This window comes from Nitratireductor sp. J20-h4, assembly GCF_056780505.1.
On record NZ_CM165557.1, the window covers coordinates 2,214,281 to 2,231,405 of the forward strand.

Annotated in this window: 18 protein-coding genes and 1 tRNA gene; 11 read left to right on the forward strand and 8 right to left on the reverse strand. The window is 66.9% G+C overall.

What is annotated here, in order from left to right:
• Positions 1-27: 27 nt before the first annotated feature.
• The gene (locus tag ACT2B0_RS10825) at positions 28-582 is read left to right on the forward strand and encodes a histidine phosphatase family protein (protein WP_473464567.1); all 555 of its coding nucleotides are present in this window, start codon (positions 28-30) and stop codon (positions 580-582) included.
• 14 nt (positions 583-596) lie between these two features.
• On the opposite strand, the gene ACT2B0_RS10830 is transcribed toward ACT2B0_RS10825, so the two are convergent.
• Both ACT2B0_RS10830 and ACT2B0_RS10835 read right to left on the reverse strand, forming a co-directional pair.
• Positions 597-1,643, reverse strand: a complete 1,047-nt coding sequence (locus tag ACT2B0_RS10830) for a tagatose 1,6-diphosphate aldolase (protein WP_473464570.1) — start codon at positions 1,641-1,643, stop codon at positions 597-599.
• Positions 1,640-2,536 carry a PfkB family carbohydrate kinase gene (locus tag ACT2B0_RS10835; RefSeq protein ID WP_473464573.1) on the reverse strand — a complete coding sequence of 299 codons (897 nt, stop codon included), beginning with the start codon at positions 2,534-2,536 and terminating at the stop codon, positions 1,640-1,642. The genes ACT2B0_RS10830 and ACT2B0_RS10835 overlap by 4 nt, the downstream gene beginning before the upstream one ends.
• 275 nt (positions 2,537-2,811) lie before the next feature.
• Here ACT2B0_RS10835 and ACT2B0_RS10840 point away from each other — a divergent pair, with 275 nt between their 5' ends.
• From ACT2B0_RS10840 to ACT2B0_RS10860, 5 genes are read left to right on the forward strand one after another with little or no spacing between them, the layout of a single operon-like run.
• On the forward strand, positions 2,812-3,090 hold the full coding sequence (locus ACT2B0_RS10840; RefSeq protein ID WP_343040466.1) for an acyl carrier protein: 279 nt from the start codon (positions 2,812-2,814) through the stop codon (positions 3,088-3,090).
• A 36-nt stretch (positions 3,091-3,126) separates the two neighbouring features.
• A complete protein-coding gene (locus ACT2B0_RS10845; protein WP_473464577.1) occupies positions 3,127-4,308 on the forward strand; it encodes a beta-ketoacyl-ACP synthase in 1,182 nt (393 codons plus the stop codon).
• A 34-nt stretch (positions 4,309-4,342) separates the two neighbouring features.
• Positions 4,343-5,611, forward strand: coding sequence for a beta-ketoacyl-ACP synthase (locus ACT2B0_RS10850; RefSeq protein ID WP_473464579.1), 1,269 nt, complete (start codon positions 4,343-4,345; stop codon positions 5,609-5,611).
• 31 nt (positions 5,612-5,642) lie between these two features.
• A complete protein-coding gene (locus ACT2B0_RS10855; protein ID WP_473464581.1) occupies positions 5,643-6,671 on the forward strand; it encodes a zinc-binding dehydrogenase in 1,029 nt (342 codons plus the stop codon).
• 38 nt (positions 6,672-6,709) lie between these two features.
• Positions 6,710-7,678, forward strand: a complete 969-nt coding sequence (locus tag ACT2B0_RS10860) for a lipid A biosynthesis lauroyl acyltransferase (RefSeq protein WP_473464584.1) — start codon at positions 6,710-6,712, stop codon at positions 7,676-7,678.
• Between the two features lie 149 nt (positions 7,679-7,827).
• Here ACT2B0_RS10860 and ACT2B0_RS10865 read toward each other — a convergent pair whose 3' ends face one another.
• Together ACT2B0_RS10865 and ACT2B0_RS10870 are read right to left on the reverse strand one after the other, a co-directional pair.
• A complete protein-coding gene (locus ACT2B0_RS10865) occupies positions 7,828-8,667 on the reverse strand; it encodes a universal stress protein (RefSeq protein WP_473464585.1) in 840 nt (279 codons plus the stop codon).
• 100 nt (positions 8,668-8,767) lie between these two features.
• A complete protein-coding gene (locus ACT2B0_RS10870; RefSeq protein ID WP_473464588.1) occupies positions 8,768-9,517 on the reverse strand; it encodes a competence/damage-inducible protein A in 750 nt (249 codons plus the stop codon).
• A 188-nt stretch (positions 9,518-9,705) separates the two neighbouring features.
• On the opposite strand from ACT2B0_RS10870, the gene wrbA reads away from it, so the two are divergent.
• The 3 genes from wrbA to ACT2B0_RS10885 all read left to right on the forward strand — a co-directional run bounded on the left by wrbA (position 9,706) and on the right by ACT2B0_RS10885 (position 11,872).
• Positions 9,706-10,305, forward strand: a complete 600-nt coding sequence (gene wrbA, locus ACT2B0_RS10875; protein ID WP_156712292.1) for an NAD(P)H:quinone oxidoreductase — start codon at positions 9,706-9,708, stop codon at positions 10,303-10,305.
• Between the two features lie 117 nt (positions 10,306-10,422).
• Complete coding sequence (locus ACT2B0_RS10880) at positions 10,423-10,788, forward strand: TraR/DksA family transcriptional regulator (protein WP_473464590.1); 366 nt, start codon at positions 10,423-10,425, stop codon at positions 10,786-10,788.
• Between the two features lie 121 nt (positions 10,789-10,909).
• Positions 10,910-11,872, forward strand: a complete 963-nt coding sequence (locus tag ACT2B0_RS10885) for an alpha/beta fold hydrolase (protein ID WP_473464592.1) — start codon at positions 10,910-10,912, stop codon at positions 11,870-11,872.
• An 88-nt stretch (positions 11,873-11,960) separates the two neighbouring features.
• Here ACT2B0_RS10885 and ACT2B0_RS10890 read toward each other — a convergent pair.
• A tRNA-Thr gene (locus ACT2B0_RS10890) sits at positions 11,961-12,036 on the reverse strand.
• Between the two features lie 154 nt (positions 12,037-12,190).
• Here ACT2B0_RS10890 and ACT2B0_RS10895 point away from each other — a divergent pair.
• Both ACT2B0_RS10895 and ACT2B0_RS10900 read left to right on the forward strand, forming a co-directional pair.
• Complete coding sequence (locus tag ACT2B0_RS10895; protein WP_473464595.1) at positions 12,191-12,964, forward strand: NAD kinase; 774 nt, start codon at positions 12,191-12,193, stop codon at positions 12,962-12,964.
• 205 nt (positions 12,965-13,169) lie between these two features.
• Complete coding sequence (locus ACT2B0_RS10900; protein WP_473465917.1) at positions 13,170-14,684, forward strand: DEAD/DEAH box helicase; 1,515 nt, start codon at positions 13,170-13,172, stop codon at positions 14,682-14,684.
• A gap of 295 nt (positions 14,685-14,979) precedes the next feature.
• On the opposite strand, the gene sufA is transcribed toward ACT2B0_RS10900, so the two are convergent.
• From sufA to ACT2B0_RS10915, 3 genes are all read right to left on the reverse strand, one after another.
• Complete coding sequence (gene sufA, locus ACT2B0_RS10905; protein ID WP_348117631.1) at positions 14,980-15,366, reverse strand: Fe-S cluster assembly scaffold SufA; 387 nt, start codon at positions 15,364-15,366, stop codon at positions 14,980-14,982.
• Between the two features lie 93 nt (positions 15,367-15,459).
• Positions 15,460-15,846 carry an SUF system Fe-S cluster assembly protein gene (locus ACT2B0_RS10910; protein ID WP_348117628.1) on the reverse strand — a complete coding sequence of 129 codons (387 nt, stop codon included), beginning with the start codon at positions 15,844-15,846 and terminating at the stop codon, positions 15,460-15,462.
• Entirely contained in the window at positions 15,843-17,084 is a 1,242-nt protein-coding gene (locus ACT2B0_RS10915; RefSeq protein WP_481658391.1) for a cysteine desulfurase, read from the reverse strand. The genes ACT2B0_RS10910 and ACT2B0_RS10915 overlap by 4 nt, the downstream gene beginning before the upstream one ends.
• Positions 17,085-17,125: the final 41 nt, after the last annotated feature.

Sequence of the window (17,125 nt, forward strand, 5' to 3'; positions counted from 1 at the left end):
GAGTTCAGCGGTCCGACAGGAAGGCGCATGATCCGGATATTCACCACCCTCGCACTGATTTTTTTCGCCCTGCCGGTCCAGGCCACCGAGGCCGGATGGGCGCTGCTGCGCGGCGGCGGCCAGGTCGTGCTGATGCGCCATGCCTATGCGCTCGGCACCGTCGAACCGCCCAATTTCGACATCGAGAAATGCAAGACGCAGCGCAGCCTGTCCGACCGCGGCAGGCACCAGGCCCGGCGCATCGGCTCGCTGATCGCCGCGCGCGGCGCGCCGGTGGAGCGCGTCCTGTCGAGCCGGCTCTGCCGGGCCCTGGAAACGGCGCGTCTGGCCTTCGGCGCCGACGCGGTGGAAACCTTCGCCCCGCTCGACCCGCCCGGCGAGGACGAGACGGCCAACGCCGAAGCCCTGGCCGCAACCGTCGAGGCGGTGCATGGCTATTCCGGCTCCGGCAACATGATCATGGTCGCCGATCTGACCATCATCAAGGCGCTGACCGGTCGCGCGACGCGCGAGGGCGAAGCGCTGATCGTCGCGCCCGACGAGACCGGCCTGGTCGTGCTCGGCCGCATCGTCTTCAACTGACCCGGCAAGATGTCTCACGCCAGCTCTCCGTAGCTGTGGCGGAAACCCGCATCGGCGGGGCAAAACCGCGCGCCGCTCGCGCCATAGGCCGGATGGACGTCCCAGGGCATCGCCTCGGCATCGGTCAGGCTGTTTAGGGTGCGCATATAGGCCGCCGCGTCGGTTTCCAGCGCGGCGCGCATGCGCGGCCAGTCGGGGAAATGCGAAAAGGCCTCCAGCCAGATCGCCCGGCCGGCGAGATATCCCGACGCGCCGGCGCGAAAGGCATGGGTGAGTATCCTGTGAAACGCCTCCTTGCCCGCGCCCGCCGACAGCATCACCCAGGGCCGCCCCGCAAGCCGGCCCATCTCGTCGAACAGCGCCTGGACGGCGGCCGCCCCGTCGCCATCGGCGCCCGGCACGTCGTCGGCATTGACCGGGCTTTCGAGCTTGAACAGATCGACCCCGTAGTCGGACGCGGCGAACGTCTCGACCGATTTCAGCACATCGTCCGCCTTCTTGCCCTTCAGTTCGACATAGTCGCGCGTCTGGTGCGCATCGTCCGCCAACGGATAGACCAAAAGCTCGAAAACGAACGGGATATCAAAGCGCTGGCAGGCTTCCCCGATTCGTTTCGTGAAGTCGCGCTGCTGCGCGCACACGGCAGCGCCGGCGTCCGGCCGATACCAGGCCAGAACCTTGACCGCATCGGCGCCCATGCGCTTGATCTTGCCGACGGACCAGTTGTCAATCTCCTGCGACACCCGCCCCTGCCCGGTCTCGCAAAACACGGAATCCTCGAGCGTGACCACCAGCCCCTTTTGCGGCGACAGAAACCGGAGGCCCCGCGGAATGGCAAAATGCGGGTCGAGCAGCATCGCCGAGGATTCGGTCTGCAGGGTTTCGATCAGCAGCGCCTTGAACCCGGCGACGTCGTCGTAGGGCGCCTCGTCGAGGCCGTAATGCGCTGCGATCGGCGCCTTGATCGGCGGGCGCTGGTCGACCGCCGTCATCTTGAAGCGACCGCCGGCATCGGCCAGCCTGCGTATGCCCCACAATTTTCCCGGCGTAAGCGCGATCATGCCGCTGCCCTCAAAAACCTGTCCGTCTCGATCCGGTCCGGCGTTCCTTCGCGGCCGCCGAAGCCGGTGCATTTGATCGCCGCCACCGCATTGGCAAAGCGGATCGCCTCCGTTTCCGCCTGGCCCTCGCCCAGCGCCAGCGCGAAAGCGCCGTGCCAGACATCGCCGGCGCCGAGCGTATCCACGATGTCGACGCCAAAGGCGGGCACGCGCCCGCCCGTCGCACCGTCGAGAAAGACCGCCCCCTTTTCGCCATTGGTGTAGCAGACCCAGGCGCCGGTCTCCGCACGCGCCGCCGCCAGCGCCCGGTCGAGATCGTCCATGCCGGCGAAATCGCGCAGCCCTTGCGCCGAAAAGGCGATGTGGGAGGCATGCGCGAGCGCCTCTTCGGCCTCACGCACCGGCGCCTCGGCATCAAGGATGCCGGGCACGCCAAGGCGACGCGCCGCCTTCATGGCAACTGCGGCTCCCTGCGGCCAGCGCGTGTCGGCCAGGATCGCGTCGACGTCCTGCGGCATGTCCGCCTCGAGCCACCCGGCATCGAAGCTGAGCTCCATATCGCGGAAATTGACGATCTGGCGCTCGCCGGCGGCATCGACGAACACCGAGGAAAACGACGAGCGGCCCTTTTCCAGCCGGCGCACCCGCGCGCAATCGACCCCCTCCGCCTCCAGATCCTCGACGATCATGGCGCCGATCGGGTCGCGCCCGACACGCGCGCACAGCAACGCCTCGCCGCCCAGCCGCGCCACGGCAACCGCCGCGTTGGCCGCGCAGCCGCCGCCAATGATCGCCGCATCGCGGGCGCGGTATTTTTCGGCCTTTCGCGGCATCTGGTCGACCGACATCACGATGTCGATCACGGCGACCCCGGCAAGCAGGATTTTTGTCATGGCGACCGGTTCTCTGAAGGCACGCGGAGGTTACACTGGCCAGACTATCAAGTCTTATATAAGATACAAGAATAACCTTGCGAAAATCCGAGCCGTGCCCGCCGGGCGTCGTCCGTTCCGAGCCGCGCCGGCCGTTGTTTGATGTTACGCCACACCGCAAGCGCTTGCCGACGGCGTCCTTCCCGCGTCACGGCGGGCAATTCGCCCTTCCCCTGAGGGCAAAAACGGACTAGACACCGCGACCGACCATTTAGAGAATTCCCAAGGATAAAACCGTGCCCTCCACGTTCGACAGAGTTGCCGACATCATCGCGGAGACCAGCGAGATCGACCGCGATACCATCACCGCCGAGAGCCACACGATCGACGATCTCGGCATCGACAGCCTGGACTTCCTCGACATCGTGTTTGCGATCGACAAGGAATTCGGCATCAAGATTCCGCTTGAGAAGTGGACGCAGGAGGTCAATGACGGCAAGGTTCCGACAGAGGATTATTTCGTCATGAAGAACCTGTGCGCCAAGATCGACGCGCTGGTTGCGGCAAAGGCCTGACGGGCCGTCATTCACTCGCAAAGACGTGACAGGGGCATGAGCGACCAGGACGTCGTCATCACCGGCATCGGCATCGTCTCCTGCCTGGGCGTGGGCAGGCAGGCGCACTGGGATGCGCTGACCGCCGACAGTCCGGCGCCGGTCGTCGACGCCGAGCGCTTCAGCCCCTACAGCGTCCACCCGCTGCCCGAAATCGACTGGAGCGCGCAGATCCCGCGGCGCGGCGACCAGCGCCAGATGGAGACCTGGCAGCGGCTCGGCACCTATGCGGCCGGGCTCGCGCTCGACGACGCCGCCATCAAGGGCGACGAGGCCCTGTGCGCAACGATGGACATGATCGTGGCCGCCGGCGGCGGCGAGCGCGACCTGGCCGTCGACACCGCGATCCTGGACGCGTCGCTGACGCGCAACGACCAGGACCTGCTGTTGAACGAAAAGCTGACGACGGAGCTCCGTCCGACGCTGTTTCTGGCCCAGCTTTCCAACCTCCTGGCCGGCAACATCTCGATCGTGCACAAGGTCACCGGCTCCTCGCGCACCTTCATGGGCGAGGAAGGCGCCGGCATTTCGGCGCTGGAGACCGCCGTCGCCCGCATCCGCTCCGGCCAGTCGAGCCATCTCCTGGTCGGCGGCGCCTTTCAGAGCGAGCATCCCGACTATTTGTTGAGCTACGAGCTGGACGGCCTTCTGCATCGTGGCGACTGGGCGCCGGTATGGGCGCGCGGCGAGCAGGGCGGCATCATCACCGGTTCGGGCGCGGCCTTTCTGGTTCTGGAGATGCGCGCGCATGCGCAAGAGCGCGCCCGCAAGCCCTATGCCAGCATCGGCCGGATCGTCTCGGAAGGAAGCCGCCGCGCAGCCGACAGTTTTTCCGACAGGATCGACGCGCTCGTGGAAACGGCGTCGAACGGCGTCAGCCCGGCCTTCGCGATCTCGGGCGCATCCGGGGCCGAGCCGGCGACCACGGCCGAAAAGACCGCTCTCGACAAACGCGGACTGGCCGCGCGCGGCTTTTCCTCCCTGACCGGTCATTTGAAGGAAGCCCAGTTCCCGTTCGCCGTGGCGCTCGCCGCTCTGGCGGTTGAGAAAAACCATGCGCTTGCCCCCTTCGATACCGGTTGCGAAACGGCCGCCGCCGCCGCCGCCGCCGGCGCCGTGGTCGCGACGACGATCGGGTATCGCCGGGGCGAAGGCGCGGCCTTGATCGAACCGGCCTGACTGACCCGCCCGCCGGCGTGTTTGGGAGCGTGAGATGAGCAAGAGCGATCGTTTTGGCAGACGCACCGTCGCGGTGACCGGGATCGGCGTCGTGACAGCGCTGGGCGTGGGCAAGCGCGAGAACTGGCAGGCGCTGACGGCCGGCAGGTCCGGCATTCACGCCATCACCCGCTTTCCCGTCGATCTGCTCTCCACGCGCATTTCCGGCATGGTCGATTTCCTGCCGTCCAGCACCAGGGGCGCCTCCGCGCTGACCGACGAACTGGCCGAAACGGCCGGCCGCGAAGCGCTCGCCGAAGCCGGGCTCGACGCCGATCTTGGCGGGCCGCTCTTTCTCGCCGCCCCGCCGGTCGAACTCGACTGGCACGAACGCTTCGCGCTTTACCGCAAAGGACCCGAACAGGAAGAAGGCTATCGCCGGCTGCTCGCGGTTGCCCGCGACGGGCGTCGCCCCGACGCTTACGGCCAGACCCAGTTCGGCATGATCGCCGAACGACTGGCCGAACTGTTCGGCGCGCGCGGCCTGCCTGTCACGCTGTCGACGGCCTGCGCCTCCGGCGCCACGGCGATCCAGCTCGGCGTGGAAGCCATCCGGCGCGGCGAGTGCGACCGGGCGCTGGCGATCGGCGCCGACGGCTCGGCGACCGCCGAGGCGCTGATCCGCTTTTCGCTGCTGTCGGCCCTGTCGACGCAGAACGATCCGCCGGAGAAGGCCTCCAGGCCGTTCTCCAAGGACCGCGACGGGTTCGTGATTTCCGAGGGCTCGGCGGCCCTGGTGCTGGAATCGCTCGAAAGCGCGCAGGCGCGCGGCGCCGAGGTTTTGGGCGTGATCCGCGGCTGTGGCGAAAAGGCCGACGATTTTCACCGCACCCGCTCCAAGCCGGACGGCTCGCCGGCGATCGCGGCCGTGCGCGCCGCGCTGGCCGACGCCGGCATGGCGGCCGACGAAGTCGGCTACATCAACGCTCACGGCACCTCCACGCCCGAAAACGACAAGATGGAACACCTGTCGCTGTCGACGGTTTTCGGCGAGCGCATGCGCGAAATCCCGATCTCGTCCAACAAGTCGATGATCGGCCACACATTGTCGGCCGCCGGCGCGATCGAGGCCGCCTTTTCGCTGCTGACCATGCGCGAGGGCGTGATCCCGCCGACGATCAACTACGACACGCCCGACCCCGCGATCGAGCTCGACGTGGTGCCAAACATCAAGCGTCACGCCGACGTGGCGAGCACGCTGTCGAACTCGTTCGGCTTCGGCGGCCAGAACGCGTGCCTTGTCATGGGCCGCGAACCGGTCTAAGCGGACGCCCTTTACCAAGGACCCGCCGCCCATGCGCGCATTGCAACTCGTCGAGGACCGCAGGCTCGAACAGGTGGACCTGCCGCCGCCGCCGCCGCCCGGCCCGGGCGAGGTCACGGTGGCGATCCGCGTCGTCGCGCTCAACCATATCGACGTGTGGGGCTGGCGCGGCATGGCCTTCGCCAAGCGCAAGCTGCCGCTGGTGATCGGCGCGGAAGCCTCCGGCGTGGTCGAAACGCTCGGCGCCGGCGTCGGCAATCTGGCTGCCGGTCAACTCGTGTCGATCTACGGCGCGCGCACTTGCGGGCTCTGCCGCCCCTGCCGCGAGGGCCGCGACAATCTGTGCGAGCACGTTTCGGGCGTGCACGGTTTCCACCTCGACGGCTTCGCCCAGGAGCGCATCAACCTGCCGGCGCGGCTTCTTGTGCCGGCGCCGCCCGGCGTCGACGATGTCGGCGCGGCGGTCGCCCCGGTCACCTTCGGTACGGTCGAGCACATGCTGTTCGACAATGCCCGGCTCGAGCCGGGCGAAACGATCCTGGTCCATGCCGGCGGTTCGGGCATCGGCTCGGCTGCGATCCAGCTCGCCAGGAAGATGGGCTGCACCGTCATCACCACCGTCGGATCCGACGACAAGGCCGAAAAGGCGCGGGCGCTCGGCGCCGATCACGTCATCAACTACCGCGAGGACCGCTTCGAGGGCGTGGTGCGCAAATTGACCCGCAAGAAAGGCGTCGACGTCGTCTTCGAGCATGTCGGCGCCGACACCTGGGCCGGCTCGATGCTGTGTCTGAAGCGCGGCGGCCGGCTCGTCACCTGCGGCTCGACCTCGGGCGTGTCGACCAGCATGAATTTGATGCAGCTCTTTCAGCAGCAATTGAAGATATTCGGCTCGTTCGGCTGCCGCATGGAAAACATGGCCGACGCCATGCAGAAAATGGCCGCCGGCCATGTCGCGCCGGTGATTGACACCGAGGTCGGCTTCGACGGCATCGCCACCGCGCTGGCGCGCATGGAAGGCCGCGACGTCTTCGGCAAGATCATCCTGCGCGTGGCCTAGAGCGCCATGCCAGGCAGCGAGCCCTCCGGGACGGCACGATGGCTTCAACGGCACCAGACCTGACCCGCCGGGCGGCGATCCGGGCCACGCGCGCGCTACAGAAGGTCAATTACTGGCTGATCGCCAAAGTCACGCTTGGCCTGCTCGCTCTTTTGCGCCGGCTGCCGGCCGACTCCGCCCTCGCCTTCCTTGACCGCGCCGCGCGCCGCATCGGTCCGCTTGCCGGGCGCCATCGCACCGCGCTCACCAATCTGCGCGCCGCCTACCCCGACAAGACCGAGGACGAATTGCGGGCGATCGCCTCCGACATGTGGGGCAACATGGCCCGGCTCGCCGGCGAATATGTCTTTCTGGAAAAGCTGCTCGTTGACGAGGACGAACGCGGCCTGCCCGCCCGCGTCGAGGTGGTCGGCGCCGACATCTTCCTCGCCTTGCGCGACAATCCGGCGCCGCGCATCCTGTTCACCGCCCATCTCGGCAATTTCGAGCTGCTGCCGATCATCGCGGCCAAATACGGCCTGCCCGTCAGCGCGCTCTATCGCGCCCCCAACAACCCCTATCTGGCGGCGGCGCTGATGGAAAAGCGCGAGGCGACGATGGGCGACCTGATCGCCTCGCGCCCCGGCTCGGTGTTCGCGCTGGCCCGCGTGCTGGAGGATGGCGGCCATGTCGGCATGCTCGTCGACCAGAAATTCATCGACGGCGTGCCGACCACGTTTTTCGGCCGGCCCTGCCAGTCGAGCCCCGTGCTGGCCAGGCTGACCAGGCAGTTCGACTGCGAGGTCCATCCCACCCGCTGCACCCGCCTGCCCGGCAACCGCTTCCGCATCGAGATCGGCGAGAAAATCGCCCTTCCGCGCACCGACAAGGGCCGCATCGACATCCAGGCCGCCACCCAGGCCGTCAACGACGTGGTGGAAGCCTGGGTGCGCGAGGATCCCGGCCAATGGATGTGGTTTCACCGCCGCTGGCAGATCAAGACGCACGGCAGGAAGCGCGGACGCTAGCTCATCGTCCAAACGCGTGTCCGAACGGCGAACCGGCGTCCACCTCGCCTCGTAACGCTTTGGCGCGTCGCCTCGAACCGGGCGCCGTGTCCGTCAGCCATTTGCCGATAGCGCCGGTGTCGCACTCGGCCCGCTCCGGCCGGCCCGCCTCAGCGCGCCAAAAGGGTCAGGCAGGGCGGGTTTTCGATCGTCGAACGCGTGGTGCCGCCGAAAAACATCTCCTTCAGCCGCGAGTGGCTGAATGCGCCGAGCACCAGCAGGTCCGCCCCCTTGTCGCTCACGGTCTGCGCGATGATCTCGGCAACGGAGCGGTCGCCGGAACTACGGTTTTCGACCGTCACGCGTGCGCCGTGGCGTGCCAGCGCGGCGGCGATTTCGGTGCCCGGAAGCGCGCCCTGCTCGCCCGGACTGGCGACCGGATCGACGCTCAGGATCGTGGTTTCGTCGGCCTGGACGATCAGCGCCAGCGCGTCGAACGCCGCGCGCGCCGCCTGGCGCGAGCCGTTCCAGGCCAGCACGATCCGTTTGGCGTTTGTGGTCGCCGTGCCGCGCCACGGCACGACCAGCACCGGGCGCCCGGCCCCCTGGATCAGGGTTTCGATATCGGGTGATCCGGCTGCGCCCTTTTCGGGATCGACCTGCCCGGCGACCACAAGATCGCCGCAGCGCGCGCTTTCAAGCGCCGACAGGGCGCTGTCGCCGGAAAAACTGTACATGGAGCGCCACTCCCACGACACGCGCTCGCGCTTCATGCGTTGCGAGAACAGCGTTTCAAGCCTGGCCGCGCGTTCGCGGCTCATATCCTCTTCCGCCCCCATCAGGGCGGCGTCGGGAAAGCCCATCGGCGAGGCGATCGGCACCGGCAGCGCTTCGGCGTGGACGCCGATCAGATGCGCGTCCGATTTCTGGGCGTAGGCGACGGCGACATCAAGCGCGCGTGCGGCATCGTCCTCGTCCTGCAGCACGGCGACGATCGTCTTGTAGACCATGGCAACCTCCGTTCGCGCCGGCGCACCGGCTGTCCTCGGAAAACCCTAACCTACATCGTTGCGTTCCGCAGGTAATCAAAATCGGCAGCAGCAGGAAAATTCAGGTCCCGGCAGCCGGGCCGGTGAGCCGGGCCACCATCTGGCGCACCGCCGCCTCGGCCGGCGCCAGCGCCTCGGGCGTGCGGGCCCGCACCACCAGCTCGGTCCAGAACTGGCCGTCGAGATATTTCGGGTAGGAGCCGATGATCGTGTCGGGGTGCTGCTTCTGGATCTCGCCCAACGGCCCGCCGATCGTGCCCTCGCCGGCCGGACAGTGGATCGAGACCGAAATCAGCCTGGCTCCGGTCTTCAGGCCCGGCACGACAGTGTCGAGCATGGCCTGGAAAATCGACGGCACGCCGGCCATGACGTGCACGTTTTCGATCCTGAATCCCGGCGCGATCGACACCGGATTGTCGATATGCACCGCACCGCGCGGCATCCGCGCCATCCGCTTGCGCGCCTCGGTGAAATCCAGGCCCCGCTCGGCGTAGTTCTGGGCAAGCATGGCATAGGCGCGCTCGTCATGCTCGCATGGCAGCCCGAACGCCTTGGCGACCGCGTCGGCGGTGATGTCGTCATGCGTCGGCCCGATGCCGCCGGTGGTGAACACATAGGTGTAGCGCGCCCTGATCGCGTTGAGCGCCTCGACGATGGCGTCCTCGTCGTCGGCGACGATGCGCACTTCCTTCAGGTCTATGCCGATCGCCGTCATCATCTCGGCCAGATGGCCGATATTGCGGTCCTTGGTCCGCCCCGACAGGATCTCGTCGCCGATGACGAGCATGGCCGCTGTCACGATGTCGCTCATCTGGTTCCTTTCACGCACTGCTACCGCCCCATAGCGCCCTCCGCCGACGCGGGCAATCGCGGGGAGCCAGTGAACGAACCGTCACCAATCGCGCACTTTTATCGAACGACAGCGCCTCGCACATAGGAACCATGGCCCGGCAGAAGAGTTGTCGGGCCTTGAAATACGGATAGTCAGGAGACGATTTGATGACCAAGATATTGGTGCTTTACTACTCGAGCTGGGGCCACATGGAGGCGATGGCCAAGGCCGCCGCCGAGGGCGCGCGCGACGCCGGCGTCGACGTGACGGTCAAACGGGTGCCCGAACTCGTTCCAGAAGACGTGGCCAAGGCGGCACATTACAAGCTCGACCAGGACGCGCCGATCGCCGAGCCTTCCGAACTCGCCGACTATGACGGCATCATCTTCGGCATCTCGACGCGCTATGGCGCCATGGCCGCCCAGATGAAGAACTTTCTTGACCAGACAGGCTCGCTGTGGGCCAAGGGCGCGTTGATCGACAAGGTCGCCTCGGTGATGTCGTCGACGGCGACCCAGCATGGCGGGGCCGAATTCGCCCTGATCAGCGCCCAGGTGTCGCTGCAGCACCACGGCATGATCATCGTGCCGCTGTCCTACGCCTATGAGGGGCAAAGCGGCAACGATGTCGTGCGTGGCGGCGCGCCCTACGGCATGACCACGACCAGCAACACGGACGGCTCGCGCATGCCCTCCGAGCAGGAACTGGAGGGCGCGCGCTTCCAGGGCAAGCGCGTGGCCGAACTCACCGCGCGCCTGCACGGCTGACAGCACACTGGCCATGACGCCGGCGGGCGGCTTTCGGGCCGCCCGCGAGCGCGCAGCCGGCGTGCGCCGCGATTTCCTTTGCCGAACCGGCGCATTCGCGCCATTGTCGCGCGCAGCATGATCACAAACGAGCCCGACGATGCCGCACTCGCCGCCCGCTACCGCTGCCTGATCGAGGCGGAGCTGGCGCAGCTTGAGGCGCAATCGCGCGAGACCGCCGCCGACCGCGCCCCGGTCGAACTCGACCAGCAAAGCGTCGGCCGGCTGTCGCGCATGGACGCCATGCAGCAACAGGCGATGGCGCAGGCGGTCGAACAGCGCCGCCAGACCCGCCAGGCCCGGCTGGGCGCGGCGCTGAAGCGCATCCAGACGGGCGATTTCGGCTATTGCGTCGACTGCGGCGCCTTCATCGGCTGGAAGCGCCTCGATGTCGACCCGACCGTGCCGCTGTGCGTGGCCTGCGCCGGCAGGTCGGGCCGGTGAACAGCTCTCGAACGGCCGCACAGCCAGGGTCCGCGTCAAAAATCCGGGTTCGTGTGCCGGCCGGTTCCCATTCCGGCTTGCCCTGTTATAGGCTCGCAATCGTGTTACCGGAGCCTTGCCCTTGCTGACCTTCTTGTTGTGGTTCGTCCTGGTCGCGGTCGTCCTCGTCGCCGCCGTCGTGGCCTATTTTGCCTGGAGGACCGAAAAACTCGCAGCCGATGCCGAACGGGCCGTCCCGCAAACCGGCAAGACCGTCGAGATCGACGGCGATACGATCCACTATGTCGAGCAAGGCCGGGGCCGGCCGATCCTGTTCGTTCACGGGCTCGGCGGCCAGCTGCATCATTTCCGCCAGCCGCTTTTTCCGCTCCTGGCCGACGATTTTCGCCTGATCGCGATCGACCGGCCCGGCTCGGGCTATTCGACAAGAAGCGGCAGCGCGGCCGACATCGGCGACCAGGCCCGGGTGATCGCCGCCTTTATCGACCGGCTCGGGCTGCAAAAGCCGCTGCTGGTCGGGCATTCGCTGGGCGGCGCGATCGCCCTGCGCGTCGCGCTCGATTTTCCCGACAAGGTCGCCGGCCTGGCGCTGCTTGCCCCGCTCACCCATCACCAGGGTGAAAAGCCGAGCGGCTTCAAGGGGCTCGACATCCCCTCGCCCGTCCTGCGCGCCGTTCTTGCCCATACGGTTGCGATCCCGATGGCGCTCAGGCAGGCCGAGGCCACGCTCGATTTCGTCTTCGGCCCGCAGGCCGTTCCGGCCGACTACGCCATCGGCGGCGGCGGCTATCTCGGCCTCAGGCCGAGCCATTTTGCCGCCACGGCGGCCGATTTCGTCGCCACGCAGACCGCCATGCCGGGCCAGCAAACCCGCTACGGCGCGCTCGCCATGCCGGTCGGCATCCTGTTCGGCGACGCAGACCGTGTGCTCGACCACGCCGTGCACGGGCTCGCGATGCGCGACGCGGTCGAAGGACTCGACCTGGATATCCTGGAAGGCGTCGGCCACATGCCGCAATTCGCCGAGCCGGCGCGCACCGCCGGTTTCATCCGCCGCATGGCGCAAAAGGCTTTCGCCGGCTGAACGGAACGGCGGTCTCGGGCGGCAAGCCGTCCCACGTGTCTCCGCTGTCGGAGATAAGCCATGTGACCGGAATGGACTTTTCGGAAGATGGTGCCCCCGGCAGGAATCGAACCCGCGACCTTCGGTTTACAAAACCGCTGCTCTACCAGCTGAGCTACAAGGGCACGCCCGTCCGTTATCATATTTTCCGCACCAGTAAAGGGGTGCCTCCGGCGTTTGCCCGACACGCCACGGCTTTGCCTGATGCCCGGCGCGTGCTAACCGGCAGCGTGCGCGCCATCGCCCGATCGCGATCGCGCCTATGGAGGAGAGACCAAGGTGAGTGGAAACCCGCCGAGCCTGGCCTTTATTTCGGCCGACACGCCGGACGCGCGCGAGGCCGCCAGCCGTCTCTCCACCCTTTACGGGCAGGAGCGGATCGAGGAGGCCGACGTCATTGTCGCGCTCGGCGGCGACGGCTTCATGCTCCAGACGTTGCACCAGATGATGAGTTCGGGCCGCAGCATCTACGGGATGAACCGCGGCACGATCGGTTTCTTGATGAACGAATACCGCGAGACCGACCTGCGCGAGCGGATCGAGGACGCGGTCGCCGAAACCATCCGGCCGCTGCACATGCGCACTGTCGACACGGACGGCAACACGACCGACGCGCTTGCCATCAACGAGGTGTCGCTGCTGCGCCAGTCCTATCAGGCGGCCAAGATCCGCATCACGATCGACGGCAAGGTGCGCCTGGACGAGTTGATCTGCGACGGCGTCATGGTCGCCACGCCGGCCGGATCGACGGCCTATAATCTGTCCGCGCAGGGCCCGATCCTGCCGCTCGAGGCCCCGCTTCTCGCGCTGACCCCGGTCAGCGCCTTCCGGCCGCGGCGCTGGCGCGGCGCCCTGATTCCCAATCGCTCGACCGTGCGCTTCGACGTGCTGGAACCGCAAAAACGTCCCGTCAACGCCGTCGCCGACCACACCGAGATCAAGTCGGTCGCTTCCGTGACCGTGCGCGAAGCGCACGACACGACCGTCACCATCCTGTTCGACGCCAGCCACAGCTGGGACGAGCGCATCCTGTCGGAGCAGTTCCGCTACTGACACGGTTCCCGGCCGATCAGCGGCAAATCGACAACAGAGCGCCTGATTCGCGCCCCGAAGGCGCTGGCGGCGCCAATATTGGGGGTAAACGGTTGACTTTCCGGCCCGTGCAACGTAACGCCAGCCTCAGGAAGCGGGCTTGAGTGCCCTGCCTGCCGCGTGCGACGTGCCCGGCAACACTAGCAAAAAAAGACATTTCAACATCGTGCCATCAAACGAGCAGACTGCCGAACAGGCGAAAACTTTTGCGGATCTGGGCCTGTCGCCCAAGGTCCTTTCCGCAGTCACCGACGCAGGCTACACCACGCCGACCCCGATCCAGGCCGGCGCCATTCCCTATGCGCTGGAAGGCAAGGACATTCTCGGCATCGCCCAGACGGGGACCGGCAAGACAGCCTCCTTCGTCCTGCCGATGCTCACCCGGCTCGAAAAGGGCCGTGCCCGGGCGCGCATGCCGCGCACGCTGATCCTCGAACCGACGCGCGAACTCGCCGCGCAGGTCGAGGAGAACTTCATCAAATACGGCAAGAACCACCGGCTCAACATCGCGCTTCTGATCGGCGGCGTGTCGTTCGACGAGCAGGAAAAGAAGCTGGAACGCGGCGCCGATGTGCTGATCGCCACGCCCGGCCGGCTGCTCGACCATCGCGAGCGTGGCAAACTGCTTCTGACCGGGGTCGACATTCTCGTCATCGACGAGGCCGACCGGATGCTCGACATGGGCTTTATCCCCGATATCGAACGCATCTGCGAGATGATACCCTTTACCCGTCAGACCTTGTTCTTCTCGGCCACCATGCCGCCCGAGATCACCAAGCTGACCGAAAAGTTCCTGCAGGCGCCGGTGCGCGTCGAGGTCGCGCGCGCGGCAAGCACGGCCACCACGGTCACCCAGCGCCTGGTGAAGTCGCCGGGCAAGGCCTGGGACAAGCGCGACACGCTGCGCCGGCTGATCCGCGAGCAGGAAGACGAGCTCACCAACGCGATCATCTTCTGCAACCGCAAGGTGGACGTGTCGGAACTGTTCCGTTCCCTGACCCGGCATGAATTCGACGCCGGCGCGCTGCATGGCGACATGGACCAGCGCGCCCGCATGGCGATGCTGGCCAATTTCCGCGACGGCAATCTGAAGCTGCTGGTCGCCTCCGACGTGGCCGCGCGCGGGCTCGATATCCCCGCCGTCAGCCATGTGTTCAATTTCGACGTGCCGATCCACGCCGAGGACTATGTCCACCGCATCGGTCGCACCGGCCGGGCCGGTCGCGCCGGCAAGGCGTTCACCATCGCCACGCGCTCGGACAAGAAATATCTCGACGCGATCGAAAAGCTGATCGGCCAGACGATCGAGTGGCATGACGGCGACCTGTCGAGCCTGTCGGACGACGACGCGGACGAGGCGCCGCGTCGCGGTCGCGGCAGCCGCGCCGCCAAGACCGACAAGCCGCGCGGCAGGCCGCGCAAGACGGCCGAGACGTCCGAGGAACAGGCACCTGCCGCCGCGGCGGTTGCCGAACCGGTGCAGGCTGAGGACAAGCCCGCCAAGACGACCCGCAAGAGCGCGATCAAGGCCGATAACGCCAATCGCCTCGAAACGACGCGCGGCCGCGACGGCGGGGCCCGCGACAAGCGGAGCCGCGCGCGCAAGGACGATCTCGGCGACGCGCCGGTCGGCTTCGGCGACGACATGCCCGATTTCATGAAGGTCGTGGTCAAGGTCTAGAACGTTTCCAGGCGAAGTGGAAGCCAGTTCGCCGTTCGGAAACGCGTCAAAGCAATAGATTGGCGCCGGTCTGCGATACCGCGAAAAGCAGAACGGCTCCAGGCCGCGCAAGCCGGTTTATCGTCCCGCCCCCGCCTCGAACGTCGGTCCAGCCAGACACGCCACCGCTGCTTTGCCAGCATCGAAGATTTTTCCCCGCGCCCGTGCACCTGCCGCGCAGTTCTCGTCCATGTCAGATGAAGGTAGGCCCGGCCGGTAGGCGCCAAGCGCCAGGCGAAGGTCCCGTAGGCGTCGCTCAGGCGGCGCCGGCGCCGCGCGCCTCGGCGAGCGCCTTGAGATCGGCCGGCTTCAGCTCCACCGATTCGCCGCAGCCGCAGGCCGAGGACTGGTTCGGATTGGAAAAGGTGAAGCCGGAGCGCAGCGTGGTCACCTCGTAGCCCATTTCCGTTCCCAGCAGAAACAGGCTCGCCTCGGGCGCGACGTAAACATGCGCGCCGTCATGCTCGACATGGTCGTCCTTGGGATCGGGCTCGGTCACCAGATCGACCGTATATTCCATGCCGGCGCAGCCGCCCTTCTTGACGCCGACGCGCACGCCCTGCGCGCCGTCGCGGCTTTCGACGATCTCGCGCACCCGCGCGGCCGCCGCCTCCGTTATCGAAATGACCTGAAACCGGCCCATGCTCGTTTCTCCATTGCGCGCGGGTTCAAGGCCCGCCCAATGATGATGCTGACCTCAAGATGGTGAAGATTAGCCTCTTGCGCAACCCGCCGGTCAATACCAGCCGACCGCGACCTGGGCTTCTTCCGACATCCGGTCGGGCGTCCAGGGCGGGTCGAACACCATGCTGACCTCGACGCCGGACACGCCTTCAACGGTGCCGACCGCGTTTTCCACCCAGCCCGGCATCTCGCCGGCGACAGGACAGCCCGGCGCCGTCAGGGTCATCTCGATCTTGACCGAGCGGTCGTCCTCGATGTCGATCTTGTAGATCAGGCCGAGTTCGTAGATGTCGGCCGGAATCTCGGGATCGTAGACGGTCTTGATCGCGGCGATGATGTCGTCGGTCAGCCGCGCCAGCTCGTCCTGGGGAAGAGCCGAGGCCTGCGCCGGCATCGGTTCGGCATGCGGTGTGGTGGTGTCGTCGCTCATCTCGTTCATCCGAAAAATGTCCGCGCCTTCTCCAGCGCCTCGACCAGGGCGTCAACCTCGGCCCGGGTGTTGTAAAGGCCGAAGGAGGCCCTGCAGGTGGACGTCACGCCGAACCGCTTCAACAGCGGCTGGGCGCAATGGGTGCCGGCCCTGACCGCCACCCCGGCGCGGTCGATCACCATCGACACGTCATGGGCGTGAATGCCTGCCAGCTCGAAGGAGATGATCGCCCCCTTGTCCGGCGCATTACCCAGAATGCGCAGCGCGTTCACGCCGCGCAGGCGCTCCTGGGCGTAGTCGCGCAGCTCCGCCTCGTAGGCGGCAATGCGCGCCCGGCCGATCGATTCGACATAATCGATAGCCGCGCCAAGCCCGATCGCCTGGGCGATCGGCGGCGTTCCGGCCTCGAAGCGATGCGGCGGGTGGTTGTAGGTCACGCCCTCCATCGCCACGTCCTCGATCATCTCGCCGCCGCCCTGGAACGGGATCGTCGCTTCCAGCGCTTCCATGCGGCCGTAGAGCACGCCGATGCCGGAGGGGCCGTAGAGTTTGTGGCCGGTAAACACATAGAAGTCGCAGCCCAGCTCCTGCACGTCGACCGGCATGTGCACGGCCGCCTGGCTGCCGTCGACCAGAACCTTGATGCCGCGCTCATGCGCGATGCGGCAAATCTCGCGGATCGGCACCACCGTGCCGAGCACGTTCGACATATGGGTGATCGCGATCAGCTTCGTGCGCTCGGTCAGGCATTTCTCGAACGCGTCGAGATGAAACACCCCCTCCTCGTCGACCGGCGCCCATACCAGTTTCGCACCCTGGCGCTCGCGGATGAAATGCCACGGCACGATGTTGGAGTGGTGCTCCATGATCGACAGCACGATCTCGTCGCCCTCGCCGATATGCGGCATGCCCCAGCCATAGGCGATGGTGTTGATCGCCTCGGTCGCGTTCTTGGTGAAGACGATCTCGTCGACGCTCGCCGCGTTGACGAACCCGCGCACGGTCTCGCGCGCCTTCTCATAGGCGTCGGTCGCCGCGTTGGACAAGAAATGCAGGCCGCGATGCACATTGGCGTATTCGGCGCCATAGGTGTGGGCGATCGCGTCGAGCACGGCCTGCGGCTTTTGCGCCGAGGCGCCGTTGTCGAGATAGACCAGCGGCTTGCCGTAGACCTCGCGCGCGAGGATGGGAAAGTCGCGGCGGATCGCCTCGACGTCGTAGGGAGCGGAATCGACTTTCTGGTCCATGGTCCTGCTACTCCCGATTGGTTGGCCGGCGTACCGGCCGC